Consider the following 19,002-nt stretch of genomic DNA (forward strand, 5'->3'; position numbering starts at 1 on the left):
GTACAAAAAGTATGAAAGCAGCCTATCCTTGTAAAGGGAGGTTGCTTTCTGATTTCTGTAAATTCAAATATTTTTATATGCATCAATTGTAAGTTTCAATCCTTTTTCTAAATGTACAGTTGGTTCCCATCCAAGAAGTTTTTTAGCTTTTTCGATATTCGGTCTTCTTTGCTTCGGATCATCTTTTGGTAATGGATGAAAAGAAATTAAACTAGATGATTTTGTGAGTTTCTTCATTAAATGTGCAACATCTATAATTTTATATTCGATAGGATTCCCAATATTAATAATCTCACCATTTGCTGCTTCATTTTCCATCATTAACATAAGTCCTGCAATTGTATCTGTTACATAACAAAATGACCGTGTTTGCGAACCATCTCCATATACAGTAATGTCTTGTCCTGTCAATGCTTGTGTTACAAAATTGGATATAACTCTCCCATCATCATTTCGTAATCCAGCTGAATACGTATTAAAAATCCTAGCCGCTTTAACAGGAACGTTGTAAAGAGAATGATATAAATAACATAGAACTTCTCCCATCCGTTTCGATTCATCATAACAGGCTCTTGGTCCCCATGTATTTACATTTCCTCTGTATGTTTCATCTTGCGGATGAACTTCAGGGTCTCCGTAAGTTTCACTCGTACTCGTATATAGAATTTTTGCACCTGTTCGTTTCGCTAATTCTAGCATATTTTTTGTTCCTTGAATATTTACATCAATCGTTGCAAATGGAATTGATTGATAGAATTTTGGAGAGGCAGGAGATGCAAGATGATAGATTTCATCTACTGCTGATAGGGATGCTAGTTGTAAAATATCAGATGATGATACGTCGGCTTGTAGAAATTTGAAATTACTATTATGAAGTATTTCTTGCAAATTTTCTATCTTCCCGGTAGATAAATTATCCAATCCTATTATAAAAGTTCCATTTGTGTTTAAGAGAGTCTTAGCTAAATAAGAGCCAAGAAAACCAGCAACTCCAGTAATTACAACGGTTTTTGTCAATTTGCTCACCTCGTGCTGTTGTATACGAAAGTATGTTTTATTAAATGTAAAGAAATTCGCCAATAACAGTATATGAAAGACAAAATGGAACGTTCCGGGCGGTTTTTGGAATATACAATGGATGTTATTCGTATGATGTTATAAACATGTTTTGTGTAGGAAGGCCCCAGTGGGTAATAAATCATAATGGGGGCGAATAGATGGTTTCGATCATTACGGTTACAAAGCGCGGGCATTTTTTGGAGAATGTGTTTAACAATTATGAGCGTCAACGGCATAAGGAGAAAGAATTAATTATTATATTGAATAATGATGCTATGGATATAGATAGGTGGCGAAAAAAGGCACAAGAAATTGAAAATGTTCGTGTTTTTCGATTGAAAAGCAGTATTACACTTGGGGAGTGCTATAACTTTGCTATTCCGAAAGCAAAATACGATTATATTGCAAAGTTTGATGATGATGATTATTATTCCTCGTATTATTTACAAGAAGCGCTGAAAGGATTACAAGTAAGTGGTGCAGATATGGTCGGGAAGAGTACCATTTTTATTTATTATCTTAGTAATCAACTGCTTACTCTTTTTAATGAGAAGAAAGAATTTATTGAGTTACGTCTGAAAGAAGAATTATATGAGAAATATTTAGTAGGTGCCACTTTCGTTTTTAAAAAGGAAATATTTCAAGATGTGGCATTTGAAAAAGTAAATGTAGGGGAGGATACGCTTTTTTTGAAGGCTTGTTTTAGAAAAGGTTTTAAATTATACAGTACTTCTAAATATAACTATGTGTATATTCGCTACCCTAATATCCGTCATCATACTTCTACATTTCAAGAATATAAACTTTTTGAAAAATCAACGATGTTGAGGAGAGTTGCCAATTTTAAAGAATATATTGAGTATGATTCAAAGGACATTTTTCAGTAACTATAAAAAGGAACAGCAAGTAAGTCAAGTAAAGTAAAGGAGGAAGAAAGATGGGGAAGGAGAAAGAAAATTCTACAGAACAACAACCACTGCTCTATATTGCGCAATCAAAACGCTCCCAACTAGTTGGGAATATGCAAAAAGTATTTATTATAAAACAAAATCCTAGTGAACAATATCAATTAGATGTAAATCAGGAAAATAAGGGTGAAAGTTTATCCAATATACCTAGTTCAAAGGTGGAAAGTGAAGAAATAGAGACTGAGGGAGAAGAAAAGCCTTGTTCAGCTGAAGAGGAAAGTGTTTCAGTTGATAATAAGAAGGTAGAGGAAAAGGAAAAGCTTTGTTCAGCTAAAGAGGAAAGTGTTTCGGTTGATAATGAATTAGAAATAGAGAAAGAGGTAGAGGAAAAGAAAGTTTTTGCACAAATGACCAATGTGGAAAAAATCAATTATGTATTGAATAGACCTCATTACATTCCTAATATTCAGTGTGCCATTCAAACGAAGGAAGAGGTATATGTTGGATATATCATATCATTTGAGAAAGAAGTTTTGAAAATGAAAAGTGGTACTCAATTCAATTTTGTTACTATAGCACTTGCAGATATTGAAACGATAAGAATGAAGGGACTAGCGTAAATAGAAAAGCGGTAGAAAAATTCTACCGCTTATAGTTTTTAAGTTTACATAATTAAACGCCTTGAATAAAAGTGTCTTCTACGCATGCAATTGCGCAGAAACAATTTAAGTCTACAACGATACATTGATCTGTTTTTTCAAAATGACACATAGGAAAACTTCCATCGGCTAATTTTAATACTCGTAATACGGCACAACAGCCATCTACGCTTTCTGCTCGGAAGAACTTCGACTTCCTGTCGTCGTCATTGTCGCAACCGTGATCGAGGAAGTGTGCTTTAAATATGTCACCATTTTTAGTGTATAAGGAAAATACTCTTGTATTAGCCTTCATTCCACTAGACGGCATACCTAGCATAGGGTTTAAGCAATTGGAAGTACAGATAAAGTCGACGCATGCGGATTGTAATTCAACAATGAAATGTACAACATCACATACGCAGTCAAAATCTTTATTGTGACCATGTTTTTCATTACAACTCATTTATTTCACTCCTTATCGTTGAGTTTTCTTTTACATTAATAGAATATTGAAACTGGTGTGAATTGGTTACTACCCTAAGCTTGTCTTTTTGGAAATAGGCATGAGTTATTTTGAGGGGAGATGGGGGAATTTGTTATTGGATAGTTGGTTATTATTTGCTATATTTTCTTGCGCTGCGTTTCGTTTAACACGCCTTATTGTTTATGATAAAATTACATCATTTTTGCGTAGGCCATTTATTGAAGAAGTGCAAATAAATGAGCCGGATGGCACAGTATCCATTTATACGAAAATAAAAGGGAAAGGGATTCAAAAGTGGATTGGTGAATTGTTAAGCTGTTATTGGTGTACGGGAGTGTGGGTGAGTGCATTTTTACTTTTGTTGTATGATTTTGTTCCGAAAGTGGCAGAACCGCTTATATTATTGTTAGCCATTGCAGGCGCTGCAGCTATTATAGAAACGATAATTAGTCGATTTATTGAATAGGAAAATGGGGGAACAGAGCGGAAAGGTTGTTCATATAGTAAATTGATAGAATTATACTGCAGAGGAGACGTTTACTATGAGAAATGATCCGCAACCAAATCCATATTATACGATTCACCCAGCGTATCAAGCGCAACACCAGCAACAAATGCAGCAACTCCAGCAGCAAGGCTTTGTAAAGAAAAAGGGTTGTAATTGTGGCAAGAAAAAGAACACTTCTGATCAACAAAACCAAGGTTAAAAAACACTCATGTTCGTGGGTGTTTTTTTACCTATCACGCTACGTTAGAGTCAATTTATTTTCATTTATTGATATTCAAAATAGCACCTTCAGAGAAAATTTTAACAACGTTATTGTTATTCAGGAGTGTCGCAGTAATTTAATCTAAATGATCTATATATCCATTTTGATTTTCCAGCATATAAGTCACTGCTATGAAGAACAAAAAGTGACCGCTACTTATTTGCTCTCTTTGTTTTCACATGGCGCGGAGTAGAAAAAGGCTCTGACCGCTTCTATGCATGGCCAGATGCTCTCTCCCACCCAAAAAGAAAGGTTTTATGTCGATTTTTCAATTTGTACTTATTTAAATACATATCAACTTACGAGAAGAAATTTTGAATATCCCGTCACAATCTACGATACTACGGACCGTTATGATGAACTTCATTGTGTCAAAGACCATATATTCCAACAGGATTATCTGTTTACCAAAAAGAGTAAAAACATGTTAATTAGGAAGAGTTAATGCTGAATATAATGTGAAAAGACAATTTTTAGGAGGTATTCAATGCAAAAGATATCTAAAATTTATCCAATCGAGTACGTGGGTACGGTTAATAAAAAAGGAGAATCCGTGATTGCCCAATCGCATCCTCAAATTATATTATGTAATGATAATAAAAAATATTTAGTGAAATTTAAAAATAATCCACAAGGGAACCGAATGTTAATGAGAGAATTTGTTGGTACCATGTTGGCAAAACATCTCGGTCTTCCAACAGTAGATTTTAAGATTGCTTCTATACCAGAAGAATTCATTTTGAAAAATAAATTGAATAGATATAAATTTAAACATGGTAATCAGTTTGCAAGTCTATATTTAGAAAATTGTACGGGTCTATGGTTTAATCCTGAGAAGAATCAGCTGAAAAATCGAGATATACTAGCAGGTATTATCGTATTTGATTTTTGGCTTAGAAATCGAGACCGTGATCCAAGTAATATTTTACTGAAACCGATTGGACAGTCTGATTACTTCATCCATATCATAGATCATGGAAATTGCTATCCAAGTAAAGAAGAGTTAGTGAAATTGATAGTTGATCCTAGTCAGCTTAGGCTTTCTAATGTACATAAATGGTGTCTATCCATGTTGGATGATAAAAGAGAACTTACAGACTTTCTTAAAAAAATAATGAATGTAAAGGAAAGGTTAATCTGGGAATTCATTTCCTCTATCCCAGAAGACTGGAAAATCCCTAGTATTGAAAAAAAGGATTTTTACATCGATATTGTAGAAGCGAAGCAGATGCTGCCTCGTATTGTAAAAATAATAAGTCGCTATGTTCAATCTTGATTTTTTTCATGCTGCCTTTACAGAAACTTGTCAATTATATAATTCCTTGAATACCTCTGAACTAATAATTCTATAGGGTTATTCACACCATTAACAGAAATTTCTCCATTTCATTCATCGTAATTTTGATTTTTCCTCACTCGAACTATCCTTAATATACGTATCAAACAACTTATGATTACTCGAAAAAAATAATGATAGTCAAGGCATATTTGCTTGACTATCATTATTTTTTCGTAGCTTTTTATTTTACCATTTTTCTTTTATAAAACACTGATTATGAAATTCAGGAATAGTAATAAATTTGAAACCCGAATGTATTAAATACTCAATAATTCCTGGTAAGGATTTAACAGTAACATCTCTAGGACCGCTTCCGAATTGATCACCATCGTGTAAAAGAATAATGCTATCGGATTTTGTACGTGTTCGGATGCGCTTTTCAAGCAAATTCTTCTTTTTTATGGACCAGTCCAAGCTATCGACATTCCATAATACAGATGTCAGTCCGAGGTTATGAATGGCATGATAGGAAGTGTTATTGATTTTGCCATATGGAGGACGAAATATCGTTGGTTCCTCATCAATTAATTTTTTTATGGCCGAGTTAGTTTTTAATATTTGGTTCGTTATTTCAAGTGACGTGATATTAGTGATTGAAGGATGATTCCATGTATGATTTCCTATTACATGGTTCTCTTTTTTTATGCGTGTAACGATTTCGGGATACATCTTTACAGCTTTACCCACCACAAAAAATGTCGCTTTAATATTATAGGTACCTAAAATATCAAGGATTTGGGTTGTATACGGTGAGGGTCCGTCATCAAAGGTAAGTGAAACGAACCTTGGTTCAGTAATAGCCATTAGCAACATCCTTTATCTTAAGTTTTATGCTTCCATCTGGACATACGTATTAGCGCATTTTAAACGATACTTCATAAACTACATTAAACTATTAAATTGTGCCTTGAAAGCACGTATCTTGAAAGGGGACTTTTTTGTGGTATCTATTATCATTTGTACGAAAAGAGAAGCTTACATTGACAATGTGTTTGAAAATTACCAAAGACAAGAATGGGAAGAAAAAGAATTAATTATTATTTTGAATAACGATTCAATGAGTATTGAAAAATGGGAAGAAAAAGCCCGTTTGTTTCATAATGTCTCGGTTTATCAGTTATCAGAGTCGATTTCATTAGGGTATTGCTTGAATTTTGGAATTGAAAAATCACAACATGACCACATTGCTAAATTTGATGACGATGATTATTATGCTCCAAAATATCTCACACAAGCAATGACTGCTTTAAAGGAAAAAAGGGTAAGTGTTGTTGGTAAGATAACGACTTATTTATATTTTGAAGATAGAAAGTTACTTGCCGTTCATATGCCGAATTATGAAAATAACTACTTGCCGAAAAATATGAACTTAAAAGGCGCGACGATTGTTTGCAAAAAGGATGTATTCAGCAAGGTGCAATTTGCAAACAAAAATTGCGACGAGGATGATATCTTTACTAGGGATTGTCGTAAGCACGGAATCAAAGTATATGTTACCGACAGAAGCAACTTTGTCTATATACGGAGAGATAATCCGAGACATCATACTTGGAAACAAAAATATGATGAAATTTTAAAGTATTGCAGCAATATAAGATCAACTAATGACTATAAGGTGATAGCCTCTCGTGTATGGGATAAAAAATAAGGTTTCCACTCAATACGATATTCAAAGAGGTGAAAATTGTCACGGTTAGGGGGTTTATTTATGGAACAACAAAAATAAATCGAGGTGATTTTCTAGTTTCAAACAGCAACAGAAGTTTCGATTCAGGCAGAGTCTCCTTTTCATCATAGTCCAGTAACTATCGAACTTTAGCAGTTTGCAACAGCTGCATCACGTAAACACTGAATACCACAGAAACAATTTAAATCAACAGTGATAAAAGAAGGGGTTGCACACAATTTAGCATGCGGAACAGATAAATAAGTACAGACAGGGTTTGGGCTCGTGTCAGGTTCTTTCCCCACGATAACGATTAATGCACGTAATACTGCACAACAATCTTTATCGACACTTTCTACACGGAAAATAGGAGAGCGGCAATTTTTATTTGCAGAAGGGACGTATGCTTCAAATAGATTTCCAGATTGTGTAAATAAAATAAATGGGCGTGTATTGGGCATGTCAGTTTTATAATGCGAAGCAAGAAAGGGAATTTCATAACTCGTAGAGTAAGTAGTAGATGCACATTCTTGTAATTCATGTATGAATAGAACAACGTTACATACACAGCTTGCATCAAAGGATATGTCGTTTTCGTCGTTGCAATTGCAGCTCATATTGATCACCCCGTATCCTCAAGTCTATACTATTAGATTATGAGTCGAGAATGGGCGATATTACGGGAGACAAAGCCGAATTCTAATGGGGATTTTTTACGAATAGCGCTAGACAATAAGCTGGATATTGTTTGAGAAAGATATAAAAAAAGATCAGCACCACATGTTAAGGTGCTGACGTTTTCGGTACATCTTTTCGCGTGATATATAAAAAACGAGATATATCTAATTTTTTTCCTCTAAAAAATTGCGGAGAGGAAATATAAAGTTCTTCTTTTGCACGTGTGATAGCGACGTAGAGTAGCCTTCTTTCTTCTTCTAACGCTTCCGAAGTATCCGTGACGCGGTCATTTGCATCTTTTAAAGATGATGAGTGGGGCAGTATACCATCACTTGCGCCAAGTAAAAAGACGCACGGGAACTCAAGACCCTTTGCATTATGAATGGACATCAGGGATACGGCATCTTTCTGTTGCATTGTTTTTAATGCTTCCATTTCTTTTTGACTTTGAATAGCCGTATTAATAAATTCTAAATAAGCAGGGATATCAGTAAAACGATTTGCTGATTCCATCAGTTCTTCTAGCATCTCTTCTTGTATGTCTTTATGCATTGTAAAGGAAGAGCGGTCATTGCTTTGTAAGTACTCTAAATATTTACCTTTACCCTTGATAATTTCTTTTAGTGCTTTTTTTGGTTCCAATTCTTTTATAAATTTAATAAAATCAATCCGGTCGTTTATTTTCTTGACTTGAAATGGTTTTAAATTTGGGTTGAGCAATAGGAAATGGAGAAGGGAAGGGAATCTTCCTTCGCCATATTTCCACTGTTCACGTTCAATAAATGAAATACATTCATCACGGCCGATATACATCGTTGGCAATATGTTTGAGAGTGATTCGATTCGAAACGGTTCGTATGCTAGGCGCAGATGATCTAATACGGGTTTAATTAAAGAATGTTCATAGAACGATTGGCTCGCACCGTGTTTTATAAACGGAATTTTATGAATCGTAAGCTGATCGAGTAAAGAACGACTTACGGAGTGTGTACGATATAGCAAACAAAAGTCTTTGTATGCGCGCTCACCGCTCGCCACTTTATCCTGAATGAGTTGTAGAATTTGATTTGCTTCATCAAGAGTGGTTGCAGGACGTGCGTAAAATGGTTGTATCCCTTCTTCATGAACAGAATACAATTCTTTTTTAAAACGTTCTTGATTGAGTTTAATTACTTCATTTCCAAGTCCTACGATAAATGGATTGGAACGATAATTTGTATTAAGAGCAATGATGCTTGTATCATCAAATTCTTTCGGAAATGATAAGATAATTTGATGGCTTGCGCCGCGCCAGCCGTAGATCGCCTGATCATCGTCACCCGCGATAAATAAATTATTTCGCGGCGAAGCTAACAGCTTTACAATTTCATATTGTGCATAAGAGGTATCTTGGAATTCATCCACCTCAATATAGTGGAAGCGTTCTTGTAATTGCGTTAACAACGGAGCGTTATTTTCAAGCATATAGAATGTTTCTAGCAAGATATCGTCAAAATCTATGTAGCCGTATCGTTGTTTCACATCTTCATAGCGCTCATATACTTCACGAAATTCCTGTTCAACAGGTGTTTTAGCTTGTACATCTTTTGGGCGATTTAATTTGTTTTTTTCAAGTGAAATCATTGCGAGCATTGTTTCAGCGTCATAATCATCTTTTAAACGCAATTCTTTCAAAATTTTCTTAATCATAATTTGTTTATGTTTTTCATTCGCTAAAATTTGCTGATTATATCCTTGACTACGAAGTAATTTTAAAAAGACGGAATGAAATGTACCTGCGACAACATACTGGCTTGCAGTACGATTCATACCAGGTAAGCTTGCCAAGCGGATTCTGATTTCTTCAGCAGCTTTTTGTGTAAACGTCAGTAGTAAAATATTGCGCGGATGCACATTTTTTACGTTGATTAAATAGCCAACGCGGGTAGTTAAAACAGATGTTTTCCCGCTCCCGGCTCCGGCCAATGTAAGAACAGGGCCTTCTGTCGTTCGTACCGCTTCTAATTGTTTTTCATTTAAATAAACGCCTTGTTGTTCCAAAGCACGGAAATAAGTGGCATCTGCATCCTTCTCCACAATTAAATGGGAAGATGTTTTTGGAATATGGTATGTCGCTTGCGGAATGCCAGCGTGTGTTAATGATTTTTGTGAAAATTTTTCTTGAGTCATACATTCACCTTCAAATTTATAGCATCAACTTTTAACTTTAGCGGAAGAAAAAGAAAATAGCAATGTAAAAAACAGGAGGGGTTACCTCCTGTTTAGAAAATCACAACTCTTTTATCATCACAACATGTGGTATATCAGCTTCTATAAATACATCAGAAACAGTTTGATATCCGAGTTTCTTATAGAAGGATTCTGCCTGTGTTTGGGCATGGAGTTTCAATTTTGGCAGCGACTCTTCCATCGCATATGCTTCGAGCGCGTCCATAATGATTTTTCCAATTCCTTTTTTGCGATGGGAAGCGAGAACGCATATACGTTCTACTTTCCCAATGCCATCAACCGTGCGGAGGCGGCCTGCTCCGACTGGAATATTATCATCATATACAACAATGTGTTTAGCGATTTCTTCAAATTGATCATATTCTTCTTCAGCAGATACACGTTGCTCTTCAACAAAGACTTGTTTACGTACAGAGAATGCATCTCTTAGCTGCTGGTCTGTTTGTACGATTTGTGCTTGCAAATTACTTGTTCTCCTTTCCAAGATGAAATGTTTCGTGTACAGTCCACGTTTCATTTTCTAATTGGTAGAGAAGATGGAAACGATCGATTGGTTGTTCGTAATAAAAGTCCTTCATACGCAAGCGACCTAATACATCAGCATGCTCTGCGTCTGATAAATTTTGCCCGATTGTTAAATGTGGTACGAATGCGTACTCGCGTTCTTGGCTGAAGAATCCATTATGCATTTTTTCATTTAAGAATGTGAGTTCAGGTGTTTTTTCTACTTTAAAATAAATAACATTATTAACAGGTGCGAATGAGTTCACCTTTCCAACATGAAGGGTGAACGGATTTGTTTTGTTTGCGATTGTGTGTAGTTCCTGGACAATCGTTTCTAATTTTTCATCTGGTGCCTCAAAGGGTGCTTTTAGTGTGATATGTGGCGGAACCAATGCATAATGCGGATCATAACGCTTACGCAGTCCGTTCGCTTTATCTTGGATCATTTTTGATGGGAAAATTACAATGCCTAGTTTCATTTTTTAATTCCTCCCTTTGTAAGTCTAGTTAGATTTTGAGAAAACAAATCTCTTTTTATATTATATCAAATAATTCTGAATACTGCTTTCTTTTATTTCATTGATAGAATATGAGAGAATGCCTTTGGTAAATCTGCTTGCCAATATTTCCAAGTATGATTTCCTTCGAATTCCTCGTAATGTGTTGTGAAATGCTTTTCTGTAAGAAGTGCATGCAGTTCACGGTTCGGGCCAACGAAATCAGAAGTTTGTCCATCTGTTCGCTTCACATTTGTTTCTTCTGTACCAATTACATGATAAATGTCCAATGCTTGCGGCTCTGTAAAGTCTTTTGTAAGGCGAAGCACTGTTTCATCGACAAATGGCGATTGCATAACGACTTTACCAAATGTATGTGGATATTTAAGCGCCGTCATAAAAGATACTGTACCGCCAAGAGAATCACCGATTAATACGCGACCTTTTCCCATTTGATAGGTTGGATAATTTTCATCAATATATGGAACAAGTTCATGAGCGAGAAAACGAATATATGCCGCATTCTTTACGTCGTTTGGAAAATATTTTTCTCTACGATCGTGTACATTTTTATATGGAATACCGACAATAATTGTTCGGTCGATTTCTTCATTTTCGCGAAGACGCTCAATTACGCGGTGTGCTTTACCAAGTTGAAAATAATCTCTACCATCTTGTGCAATTACAACTGTATGTTTGTGTAATGGCGTATAATTGGCTGGTAAATAAACGAGAAGTGTAAGCTCTTCTTGAAGTGATGTACTGAAAAATGAAATTTCTTCGATTCTCCCGATTGCTTGATTCATGTATGATCCCCCTAAATAAAAAATATGCTGTAACTGTTCTGTGAGGGTAGCACGGCTGTGCTTCTCATTTTATATTTTACCATAATGGTAAGAAGAATCTAAAAAATTAGTATTTATCTTGTTATGTGCGGGCAGTAATACTTCCATCTCAAGATTCAGAGAAAAGCGAGGAAGGTAGGCGGGGAATAAAGCTCCGTTACTGATGGAAAATTCCCTTTATGTTCAGAAAGAAAAAAGCTATAATGAAGTGGGATTTTTCACAGGGGAGAGGGGCGAATTAAATTTGAAGCAAGAAAAAGCAATTGCACTACCGTTAGCAGTTTCCATTATAGCTATTTCATTTGCAGCTGTTTTCGTAAAGATGTCCTCAGCGCCATCTTCAATTTTAAGTATGTATCGATTATGGATTATTGTCGTGCTTATGCTGCCAATTGTTTGGAGGAAACGGGAAGAATTTCGCAGAATTCAAAAGCGAGATTGGATTTTTTTAATCGGATCAGGATTCTTTTTAGCACTGCATTTTCTTTTATGGTTTGCATCTTTAAAATTTACAACTGTTGCAAGTTCAACAATTATTTTAGCACTCCAGCCAATTATATCTTTAATTGGAGGCTTTTTTCTGTTTAAAGAAAGAACTACGTATTCGGCAGTTGTCACAATGGGAATTGCTATTCTTGGCGTGATGTGTATCGGCTGGGGAGATTTAGGATTAAGTGAACAAGCAATCATTGGAGATATTCTATCCTTTTTAAGTGTCATTGCAGTTGTTGGCTATTTATTTATCGGGCAAACAACGGTTAAGAAAGTTTCCCATTGGATTTATAGTTTCACTGTTTTTGCATTTGCAGGTATATTTATAGCAATTTATAACGTAGTAATGAGTGTACCGTTTACAGGATATTCTACATGGGACTGGTGGATTTTTATTTTGCTTGCGATTGTACCAACAGCTTCACATATGATTAATAACTGGCTGTTAAATTATGTGAATGCGACAACGATCTCAATGAGTATTTTAGGAGAACCTGTTGGCGCGTCCATACTTGCCTTTTTCTTACTTGGTGAGAAGTTAAATAGTATGCAAGTGATTGGGAGCGTTCTTGTATTATGTGGTGTATCTATTTTCTTACTGCAACAACAAAGAGGCATATCAAAAGAGCCGGTGAATGGTGCGGTATATACACAAGATTTGTAGACTATTAGAAAGCTGTTGGGAAAATACCAACAGCTTTTTTTCATATAAATCCATTAGCAGCTCCCGCACTATCGTTTGATAGACTTGAAATTCTTTACGGATCAGATTTTGAAACGGAGCTCGTTTCACCAAAAAATAAGCGACAATTCATGTCTTTGTTAAAAAGCATGAACCCTCAAATAGAAATAGAGAAAAGCATAACAAAATAAAAAGAGTGGTCATTCAACCACTCTTTTTATTTTGGATTCGTGATATAGGGATGCACATGAACGACACATAAATCGCGAAATTTTCCGTCGGCAGTTGTTACAATTACGATCGCTCGTCCTGCGTTTTTTCCTGTAATGATTGTTTTATTTTGCTGTGTATGAATCGTTATGATGTCAGGATTCATGTTTGTCCATATAAGCTCTTGATTTGTTGCATGTACAGGGAGGACAAAAGCGGATAATTCTGCACTTTGTCCCGCTTTTATTTTTAATTTATTTTTTTGCATGTGAACACCGATTACAGATACAACAGAAGGAGCAAGTGAAATTTGAGGTGAATTTGATTGTATGTTAAGACAAGAAGTATTTGTGATAGATGAAAAACGTTTCATATTTTGGTGTCGTAGTGATGCCATCATTCTGGAGTCTCCTTTCTGTATAAGAGTCGATACTAATACTATAACTGAATAGTGTTATAGTAAATTTAACGAAACATAAAGAAATTGTTAATTTCAAGGAGAAAATTGTCGAACAATGATTGAAAGAAAGGAACCTCCACTTTTATCATAAAAGCGGAGGTTCTCATTTTAAATTTATGCGGTTTTCTCAAACTCTTCAAACTGTTTTTCAACTTCTTTTGAAGGTTTTGTTAGTAAACTAACGATAATAATTGCAAGTAAACTTGCAGCAAATCCTGGAATCATTTCGTATAAAAAGTCTTTTAAAAACTTAAATTGTGTCCACGTAATAACAGTAGTAGCTCCAGCAATCATACCAGCTAGTGCACCCCATTTTGTCATACGTTTCCAATATAAGCTTAGTAAAACGACAGGTCCAAATGAAGAACCGAAACCAGCCCAAGCATACCCAACAAGTGCTAAGATTGTATCGTTTTGTTTAAATGCTAACCCGCACCCAATAAGGGCAATCACAAGAACAGCCATACGGCCGACAAATACAAGCTCGCGATCAGAAGCAGAACGTTTAAAGAATGTTCTATATAAGTCTTCTGTTACCGCACTTGAAGTAACAAGAAGCTGAGATGAGATTGTACTCATAATAGCTGCTAAAATAGCTGCTAATAAAAATCCAGTAATCAGTGGATGGAATAAAATCTTTCCTAGTTCAAGGAAAATCGTTTCAGGATTTGATAGTTTTAATCCTTCTTTTGAATAGTAAGCAATACCGATAAGACCAGTAAACATAGCTCCTACAACAGAGAAAATCATCCAGCTCATACCAATTCGGCGTGCGGCTTTAATTTCTTTTACAGAAGAAATCGCCATAAAGCGTACGATAATATGAGGTTGTCCAACATAACCAAGGCCCCATGCGAATAATGAAATAATGCCTAATACAGAAGTGCCTCTAAAAATATCTAATAATGCTGGATCAATAGATCGAATTGTACTGAATGCTGGACCAAGTCCATTTACATTCATAATTGTTACGACTGGAACAAGAATAAGAGCGACTACCATAATGATTCCTTGCACGAAATCTGTCCAACTTACAGCTAAGAAACCACCAAATAGTGTGTAAGCTACAACAACGCCTGCTACAATGAATAATCCAACATGATAATTCAGGCCAAATGAATTTTCGAATAATACAGCGCCTGAAACTAATCCTGAAGCTACATAAAAAGTAAAAAAGATCATAATAACAAGTCCAGATACTAGGCGTAACATATGAGATTTGTCATGGAAACGATGTTCTAAAAATTCTGGAATAGTAATGGAATTGTTTGCAAGTTCAGAGTAGGTACGTAAGCGAGGAGCGACATAGAGCCAGTTTGCGTATGCGCCAAGTGTTAGGCCAATCGCAATCCAACTGCTGCTTAATCCAACGCTAAACATTGCACCGGGTAAGCCCATTAAAAGCCAACCGCTCATATCGGATGCTCCAGCACTTAATGCTGTTACTGCGGGGCCTAGTGTACGCCCGCCAAGCATATAATCAGTTAAGTTGGATGTTCGTTTATAGGCGAAATAGCCGATAACTAACATCCCGAGCATGTAAATAGAGATAGAAGTTAAAGTTAACATCTGTGTACTCATGTAGTTCTCCTTCCGTTTGTAATGTCTTTTGATGAAATTTGCATATTTATAATCTATCATGATTATTCCAGGAAATCCATACACAAATACGAATTTTCTGAAATGTAAGCGTTTTTTGACAATGATTTATTTTTAGAATATATAATTTTCTGACAAAAAACCTTAATTTTAATAGAGTATTTATTATATTTACATAAAAATAGGTTGTTTTGTCAATATAATATTGAATGAAGAAAAAATAAAAATTTTAAAAAAAGTATTGACTTATGAAAAAAGTGAAGACTATAATGAGTGCAACTTAAAAAAATGCAAGCGTTGATGAAGAAGAGTACATATTATGAACATGTCAGAGAGCTGATGGTTGGTGCGAATCAGTATGGAATTAATATGGAATGGCCTTCGGAGCTTCCAAACCGAACCGAAAGAAGTAGGCTTTGGCGACATGATCTCATCGATACAAGAGACGCGTATTAACTTTTGATACGGTAAAGTGCGTTACATTTGTAACGAATGAAGGTGGCACCACGGGAGTACCCGTCCTTTTTATAGGATGAGTACTCCCTTTTTGTGTATAAATGCTTATTCAAAAAGGAGGATAATTTACCGGACTTTTTGAATATCCTGTATAAAAATAAATAAGTTAAATCGTTTAAGTAAGAAGAGTACGTATATTGGAGACGTTCCAGAGAGCCGGGGATAGGTGGGAGCCCGGTGCGGTGCCGTATGCGGAATGGACTTACGAGAGGTATGCTGAACAGAGATAAGTAGGCAACCCGGGTTCCGCCGTTACAAGGATAGGGTATATATTTTGTACCTGAATAAAGCGGGATGCTTTTGCATCCAACATGAGGTGGTACCACGGTAAATTTATCGTCCTCTACATATTTCGATATGTAGGGGACTTTTTTATTTTTCAGAGCGAGGTGAAAGACATGATAACGAAAGAAGAATTTATGACGCAAAAGAGACAAGGAAAAACATTTTTAGTAATCGATGAAGAAGAAGGAGATAGTGTCACGCCGATTTCTTTATATAGACGTATGAAAGGAAATAAGAAGTTTTTACTGGAAAGCTCGCAGCTTCATCAAGATAAGGGGCGTTATTCTTACTTAGGTTGTAACCCTTATGGAGAAGTGAAAAGTGTTGGCACGGAAGTAGAACGAACGATACATGGTCAAACTAAGAAACTGCAAAAAAATGTATTACCAGTATTGGAAGAAGTGCTCGCGCCATCGCAAGTAGAAAGTCCATTTCCATTTTGCGGAGGAGCTGTCGGATATATTGGCTATGATGTCATTCGGCAGTATGAAAATATTGGAGAGGAATTAGTTGACTCAGTAAACATTCCAGAAGTTCATGTATTACTGTACCGCGAGTTTATCGTGTACGATCATTTACGCCAAAAATTATCGTTTGTATATGTATACAAGGAAGAAGATTTATCTTCTTATGAAGAGGTGTACGAAAGATTACAAGTATATAAAATGACAGTACTGAACGGAGAAGAAGAGCAAGGAAACGAGGCAATATCATCTTTATCATTTACTTCTTCAGTAACAGAAAAAGAATTTTGCGAAATGGTAGAAACGGCGAAAGAATACATTCGTGCTGGAGATATTTTTCAAGTCGTATTATCCCAGCGTTTGCAAAGTGAATGTAAAGGGGATCCATTCGCGCTCTATCGTAAACTTCGGATTGCGAACCCGTCCCCATATATGTTTTATATCGATTTTCAAGATTATGTCGTACTCGGTTCTTCACCAGAAAGCTTGCTTTCAGTAAGAGACGATAAGGTGATGACAAATCCAATTGCAGGTACGAGACCACGAGGGAAAACAAGACAGGAGGATGAGGAAATCGCGAAAGAATTATTAGGAAATGAGAAAGAGCGGGCAGAACATATAATGCTTGTGGACTTAGGCAGAAATGATATCGGAAGAGTGAGTGAAATCGGCTCTGTTACGCTAGATAAATATATGAAAGTAGAGAAATACTCTCATGTTATGCACATTGTATCTGAAGTTTCCGGAACATTGCGAAAACAAACGAATGGTTTTAATGCCTTAGCTTATTGTTTACCGGCTGGGACAGTGTCTGGAGCACCAAAAATTAAAGCAATGGAAATTATAAATAAATTAGAAGGAGAAAAAAGAAATATATACGCTGGAGCTGTCGGATATATTGCCTTTTCAGGAAATCTTGATATGGCACTTGCGATTAGAACAATGGTTGTGAAGGACGAAAAAGCATACGTTCAAGCAGGAGCTGGTATCGTTTATGATTCAAATCCAATAGCTGAATATGAGGAAACGTTAAATAAAGCGAAAGCACTACTGGAGGTTATGAAATGATCGTACTCATTGATAATTATGATTCATTCACCTATAACTTGTATCAACTGTTAGGAGAATATGTAGAAGAGATTGTAGTTCTGCGTAATGATAAAGTAACGATTCAAGACCTTCAAGAGATGAAACCAAGAGCGATTATTCTTTCTCCAGGACCTGGAAAACCAGAGGATGCAGGGATTTGCATTGAGATGATTCAGCATTTTTATAAAGAAATCCCGATTCTTGGTATATGCCTTGGACATCAAGCTATTATTTCGGCATTTGGAGGAGAAATTGTAAGAGCGGATCGCATTAAACACGGGAAAACATCACGTGTGAAACATAATGGGACATCAATCTTTTCATATGTTACCCAGCCGCTGACGGCCATGCGTTATCATTCACTCGTCGCAGCACAAAATAGCCTGCCGCAATGCTTTGATGTATTAGCAACAGCGATGGATGACGGAGAAATTATGGCAGTTCGCCATAATTATTATCCACTCTTCGGTTTACAGTTTCATCCGGAATCGATTGCAACAGAAGAAGGCGGGAAGTTAATACGTGCATTTTTATCTCAAGTGAAAGAGGTGGAGAAAGTATGAATCATTATCTTCGTAAATTAGTAGAGGGACAAAATTTAACGGAGCAGGAAATGTATACAGCAGGTCTACTGTTATTAAGTGAAGATATATTAGAGAGTGAAATAGCCGCCTTTTTAGCATTGTTAAAGGCAAAGGGCGAAACAGCAGATGAAATATACGGTCTCGTCCGTGCTCTTCGGGAAAAAGCATTGCCATTTTCCAATCATATAAAAGGAGCGATGGATAATTGCGGAACAGGCGGTGACGGGGCGCAAACATTTAATATTAGTACAACGTCGGCATTTGTACTTGCAGGAGCCGATGTAAAGGTTGCAAAACATGGGAACCGTGCCGTTTCTAGTAAAACAGGAAGTGCTGATTTATTAGAGGAACTCGGTGTTAACATTAGTTGCACACCAAGCGAGATTGACCATTTATTAGAGAATGTTGGCATTGCCTTCTTGTTCGCACCAGCAATGCATCCAGCATTAAGACGCATTATGAAAATAAGAAAAGAATTAAATGTCCCGACAATCTTTAATTTAATCGGTCCGTTAACGAACCCGATTGATTTAGAAACGCAGTTTGTTGGGATATATAAACGAGATATGTTGTTACCTGTAGCAGAGGTACTACAAAAGCTCGGTAGAAAACAAGCGCTCGTTGTAAATGGAAGTGGCTTTTTAGATGAAGCATCCCTGCAAGGAGAAAACCACGTCGTCATTTTAAAAGATAACGAAATAATAGAAACGAGTATTGTTCCAGAAAAGTACGGATTTTCACGCGTGAGAAATGAAGAGATTAGAGGCGGAAATCCGAAAGAAAATGCGAAGATTACACTTCAGGTATTAAAAGGAGAAAAGAGTGTATACCGCGATACAGTTTTATTAAATGCAGGTCTTGCGCTTTTTGCAAATGGAAAAGCAGAAACGATTGGAGAAGGCATTCAATTAGCTGCTCATAGCATTGACTCAGGGAAAGCATTAACGAAATTACACTTATTAATTGCGGCGAGTCATGAAAAGTTAGAAAGGGTGAATTGA

20 protein-coding genes, 1 pseudogene and 2 other annotated features are annotated in these 19,002 nt (G+C 36.1%); of the genes and pseudogenes, 11 read left to right on the top strand and 10 right to left on the bottom strand.

Annotated features, from left to right (window positions below; genetic code table 11):
* Nucleotides 1-63: 63 nt before the first annotated feature.
* On the bottom strand, nt 64-1,017 hold the full coding sequence (locus ACIQ7L_RS19770; RefSeq protein WP_400571126.1) for a GDP-mannose 4,6-dehydratase: 954 nt from the start codon (nt 1,015-1,017) through the stop codon (nt 64-66).
* A 200-nt stretch (nt 1,018-1,217) separates the two neighbouring features.
* Here ACIQ7L_RS19770 and ACIQ7L_RS19775 point away from each other — a divergent pair, with 200 nt between their 5' ends.
* Nucleotides 1,218-1,946 carry a glycosyltransferase gene (locus ACIQ7L_RS19775; protein WP_400571127.1) on the top strand — a complete coding sequence of 243 codons (729 nt, stop codon included), beginning with the start codon at nt 1,218-1,220 and terminating at the stop codon, nt 1,944-1,946.
* 50 nt (nt 1,947-1,996) lie between these two features.
* Complete coding sequence (locus ACIQ7L_RS19780) at nt 1,997-2,587, top strand: CotO family spore coat protein (protein WP_400571128.1); 591 nt, start codon at nt 1,997-1,999, stop codon at nt 2,585-2,587.
* A gap of 52 nt (nt 2,588-2,639) precedes the next feature.
* Here ACIQ7L_RS19780 and ACIQ7L_RS19785 read toward each other — a convergent pair whose 3' ends face one another.
* Nucleotides 2,640-3,071, bottom strand: a complete 432-nt coding sequence (locus ACIQ7L_RS19785) for a CotY/CotZ family spore coat protein (protein ID WP_400571129.1) — start codon at nt 3,069-3,071, stop codon at nt 2,640-2,642.
* 130 nt (nt 3,072-3,201) lie between these two features.
* On the opposite strand from ACIQ7L_RS19785, the gene ACIQ7L_RS19790 reads away from it, so the two are divergent.
* The 3 genes from ACIQ7L_RS19790 (at nt 3,202) to ACIQ7L_RS19800 (ending at nt 5,138) form a co-directional block, all read left to right on the top strand.
* The gene (locus tag ACIQ7L_RS19790; RefSeq protein ID WP_400571130.1) at nt 3,202-3,558 is read left to right on the top strand and encodes a DUF1360 domain-containing protein; all 357 of its coding nucleotides are present in this window, start codon (nt 3,202-3,204) and stop codon (nt 3,556-3,558) included.
* A gap of 76 nt (nt 3,559-3,634) precedes the next feature.
* Nucleotides 3,635-3,799 carry a cytochrome C oxidase subunit III gene (locus ACIQ7L_RS19795; RefSeq protein WP_400571131.1) on the top strand — a complete coding sequence of 55 codons (165 nt, stop codon included), beginning with the start codon at nt 3,635-3,637 and terminating at the stop codon, nt 3,797-3,799.
* 550 nt (nt 3,800-4,349) lie between these two features.
* Nucleotides 4,350-5,138: a HipA family kinase gene (locus tag ACIQ7L_RS19800; RefSeq protein WP_400571132.1), complete on the top strand. Its 789-nt coding sequence runs from the start codon at nt 4,350-4,352 to the stop codon at nt 5,136-5,138.
* Between the two features lie 249 nt (nt 5,139-5,387).
* Here ACIQ7L_RS19800 and ACIQ7L_RS19805 read toward each other — a convergent pair whose 3' ends face one another.
* Nucleotides 5,388-6,005: a polysaccharide deacetylase family protein gene (locus tag ACIQ7L_RS19805; protein ID WP_400571133.1), complete on the bottom strand. Its 618-nt coding sequence runs from the start codon at nt 6,003-6,005 to the stop codon at nt 5,388-5,390.
* A 136-nt stretch (nt 6,006-6,141) separates the two neighbouring features.
* Between ACIQ7L_RS19805 and ACIQ7L_RS19810 the strand changes: the two genes are divergently transcribed.
* On the top strand, nt 6,142-6,849 hold the full coding sequence (locus ACIQ7L_RS19810; protein ID WP_400571134.1) for a glycosyltransferase family 2 protein: 708 nt from the start codon (nt 6,142-6,144) through the stop codon (nt 6,847-6,849).
* 167 nt (nt 6,850-7,016) lie between these two features.
* Here the strand turns inward: ACIQ7L_RS19810 and ACIQ7L_RS19815 are convergent, their stop codons facing one another.
* The 5 genes from ACIQ7L_RS19815 to ACIQ7L_RS19835 all read right to left on the bottom strand — a co-directional run bounded on the left by ACIQ7L_RS19815 (nt 7,017) and on the right by ACIQ7L_RS19835 (nt 11,581).
* Entirely contained in the window at nt 7,017-7,484 is a 468-nt protein-coding gene (locus tag ACIQ7L_RS19815; RefSeq protein ID WP_400571135.1) for a CotY/CotZ family spore coat protein, read from the bottom strand.
* Between the two features lie 166 nt (nt 7,485-7,650).
* Nucleotides 7,651-9,714, bottom strand: a complete 2,064-nt coding sequence (locus ACIQ7L_RS19820; protein WP_400571136.1) for an ATP-dependent helicase — start codon at nt 9,712-9,714, stop codon at nt 7,651-7,653.
* 100 nt (nt 9,715-9,814) lie between these two features.
* Entirely contained in the window at nt 9,815-10,237 is a 423-nt protein-coding gene (locus ACIQ7L_RS19825; protein ID WP_400571137.1) for a GNAT family N-acetyltransferase, read from the bottom strand.
* 1 nt (nt 10,238) lies between these two features.
* Nucleotides 10,239-10,757, bottom strand: a complete 519-nt coding sequence (locus ACIQ7L_RS19830) for a YjcG family protein (RefSeq protein ID WP_400571138.1) — start codon at nt 10,755-10,757, stop codon at nt 10,239-10,241.
* 92 nt (nt 10,758-10,849) lie between these two features.
* The gene (locus tag ACIQ7L_RS19835; RefSeq protein ID WP_400571139.1) at nt 10,850-11,581 is read right to left on the bottom strand and encodes an alpha/beta hydrolase; all 732 of its coding nucleotides are present in this window, start codon (nt 11,579-11,581) and stop codon (nt 10,850-10,852) included.
* Nucleotides 11,582-11,864: 283 nt separating this feature from the next.
* On the opposite strand from ACIQ7L_RS19835, the gene ACIQ7L_RS19840 reads away from it, so the two are divergent.
* Nucleotides 11,865-12,776: a DMT family transporter gene (locus ACIQ7L_RS19840; RefSeq protein ID WP_400571140.1), complete on the top strand. Its 912-nt coding sequence runs from the start codon at nt 11,865-11,867 to the stop codon at nt 12,774-12,776.
* A 47-nt stretch (nt 12,777-12,823) separates the two neighbouring features.
* Nucleotides 12,824-12,985: pseudogene (locus ACIQ7L_RS19845) on the top strand (PH domain-containing protein); the annotation flags it as partial.
* Between the two features lie 26 nt (nt 12,986-13,011).
* Here ACIQ7L_RS19845 and ACIQ7L_RS19850 read toward each other — a convergent pair.
* Both ACIQ7L_RS19850 and putP read right to left on the bottom strand, forming a co-directional pair.
* Nucleotides 13,012-13,401 carry an Ig-like domain-containing protein gene (locus ACIQ7L_RS19850; protein ID WP_400571181.1) on the bottom strand — a complete coding sequence of 130 codons (390 nt, stop codon included), beginning with the start codon at nt 13,399-13,401 and terminating at the stop codon, nt 13,012-13,014.
* A 177-nt stretch (nt 13,402-13,578) separates the two neighbouring features.
* Complete coding sequence (gene putP / locus ACIQ7L_RS19855) at nt 13,579-15,045, bottom strand: sodium/proline symporter PutP (protein WP_400571141.1); 1,467 nt, start codon at nt 15,043-15,045, stop codon at nt 13,579-13,581.
* A gap of 306 nt (nt 15,046-15,351) precedes the next feature.
* Nucleotides 15,352-15,590, top strand: a binding site (T-box leader).
* Between the two features lie 94 nt (nt 15,591-15,684).
* Nucleotides 15,685-15,926 (top strand) — a binding site (T-box leader).
* Nucleotides 15,927-15,977: 51 nt separating this feature from the next.
* Between putP and trpE the strand changes: the two genes are divergently transcribed.
* Genes trpE through trpD form a run of 3 tightly spaced genes read left to right on the top strand, consistent with a single transcriptional unit; the run spans nt 15,978 to nt 19,002 of the window.
* Nucleotides 15,978-17,396: an anthranilate synthase component I gene (trpE, locus tag ACIQ7L_RS19860; RefSeq protein WP_400571142.1), complete on the top strand. Its 1,419-nt coding sequence runs from the start codon at nt 15,978-15,980 to the stop codon at nt 17,394-17,396.
* Nucleotides 17,393-17,980, top strand: coding sequence for an aminodeoxychorismate/anthranilate synthase component II (locus tag ACIQ7L_RS19865; protein ID WP_400571143.1), 588 nt, complete (start codon nt 17,393-17,395; stop codon nt 17,978-17,980). The genes trpE and ACIQ7L_RS19865 overlap by 4 nt, the downstream gene beginning before the upstream one ends.
* The gene (trpD, locus tag ACIQ7L_RS19870) at nt 17,977-19,002 is read left to right on the top strand and encodes an anthranilate phosphoribosyltransferase (RefSeq protein WP_400571144.1); all 1,026 of its coding nucleotides are present in this window, start codon (nt 17,977-17,979) and stop codon (nt 19,000-19,002) included. The genes ACIQ7L_RS19865 and trpD overlap by 4 nt, the downstream gene beginning before the upstream one ends.

The organism is Bacillus sp. NPDC094106, from assembly GCF_044764345.1.
Classification (GTDB): domain Bacteria; phylum Bacillota; class Bacilli; order Bacillales; family Bacillaceae_G; genus Bacillus_A.

What these genes read in the sequence shown, in the direction of transcription:
- ACIQ7L_RS19775 (WP_400571127.1), top strand. Translation starts at nt 1,218, where the DNA reads ATGGTTTCGATCATTACGGTTACAAAGCGCGGGCATTTTTTGGAGAAT.
- ACIQ7L_RS19780 (WP_400571128.1), top strand. Translation starts at nt 1,997, where the DNA reads ATGGGGAAGGAGAAAGAAAATTCTACAGAACAACAACCACTGCTCTAT.
- ACIQ7L_RS19785 (WP_400571129.1), bottom strand. Translation starts at nt 3,071, where the DNA reads ATGAGTTGTAATGAAAAACATGGTCACAATAAAGATTTTGACTGCGTA.
- ACIQ7L_RS19795 (WP_400571131.1), top strand. Translation starts at nt 3,635, where the DNA reads ATGAGAAATGATCCGCAACCAAATCCATATTATACGATTCACCCAGCG.
- ACIQ7L_RS19800 (WP_400571132.1), top strand. Translation starts at nt 4,350, where the DNA reads ATGCAAAAGATATCTAAAATTTATCCAATCGAGTACGTGGGTACGGTT.
- ACIQ7L_RS19805 (WP_400571133.1), bottom strand. Translation starts at nt 6,005, where the DNA reads ATGGCTATTACTGAACCAAGGTTCGTTTCACTTACCTTTGATGACGGA.
- ACIQ7L_RS19815 (WP_400571135.1), bottom strand. Translation starts at nt 7,484, where the DNA reads ATGAGCTGCAATTGCAACGACGAAAACGACATATCCTTTGATGCAAGC.
- ACIQ7L_RS19820 (WP_400571136.1), bottom strand. Translation starts at nt 9,714, where the DNA reads ATGACTCAAGAAAAATTTTCACAAAAATCATTAACACACGCTGGCATT.
- ACIQ7L_RS19830 (WP_400571138.1), bottom strand. Translation starts at nt 10,757, where the DNA reads ATGAAACTAGGCATTGTAATTTTCCCATCAAAAATGATCCAAGATAAA.
- ACIQ7L_RS19835 (WP_400571139.1), bottom strand. Translation starts at nt 11,581, where the DNA reads ATGAATCAAGCAATCGGGAGAATCGAAGAAATTTCATTTTTCAGTACA.
- ACIQ7L_RS19850 (WP_400571181.1), bottom strand. Translation starts at nt 13,401, where the DNA reads ATGGCATCACTACGACACCAAAATATGAAACGTTTTTCATCTATCACA.
- putP (WP_400571141.1), bottom strand. Translation starts at nt 15,045, where the DNA reads ATGAGTACACAGATGTTAACTTTAACTTCTATCTCTATTTACATGCTC.
- trpE (WP_400571142.1), top strand. Translation starts at nt 15,978, where the DNA reads ATGATAACGAAAGAAGAATTTATGACGCAAAAGAGACAAGGAAAAACA.
- ACIQ7L_RS19865 (WP_400571143.1), top strand. Translation starts at nt 17,393, where the DNA reads ATGATCGTACTCATTGATAATTATGATTCATTCACCTATAACTTGTAT.
- trpD (WP_400571144.1), top strand. Translation starts at nt 17,977, where the DNA reads ATGAATCATTATCTTCGTAAATTAGTAGAGGGACAAAATTTAACGGAG.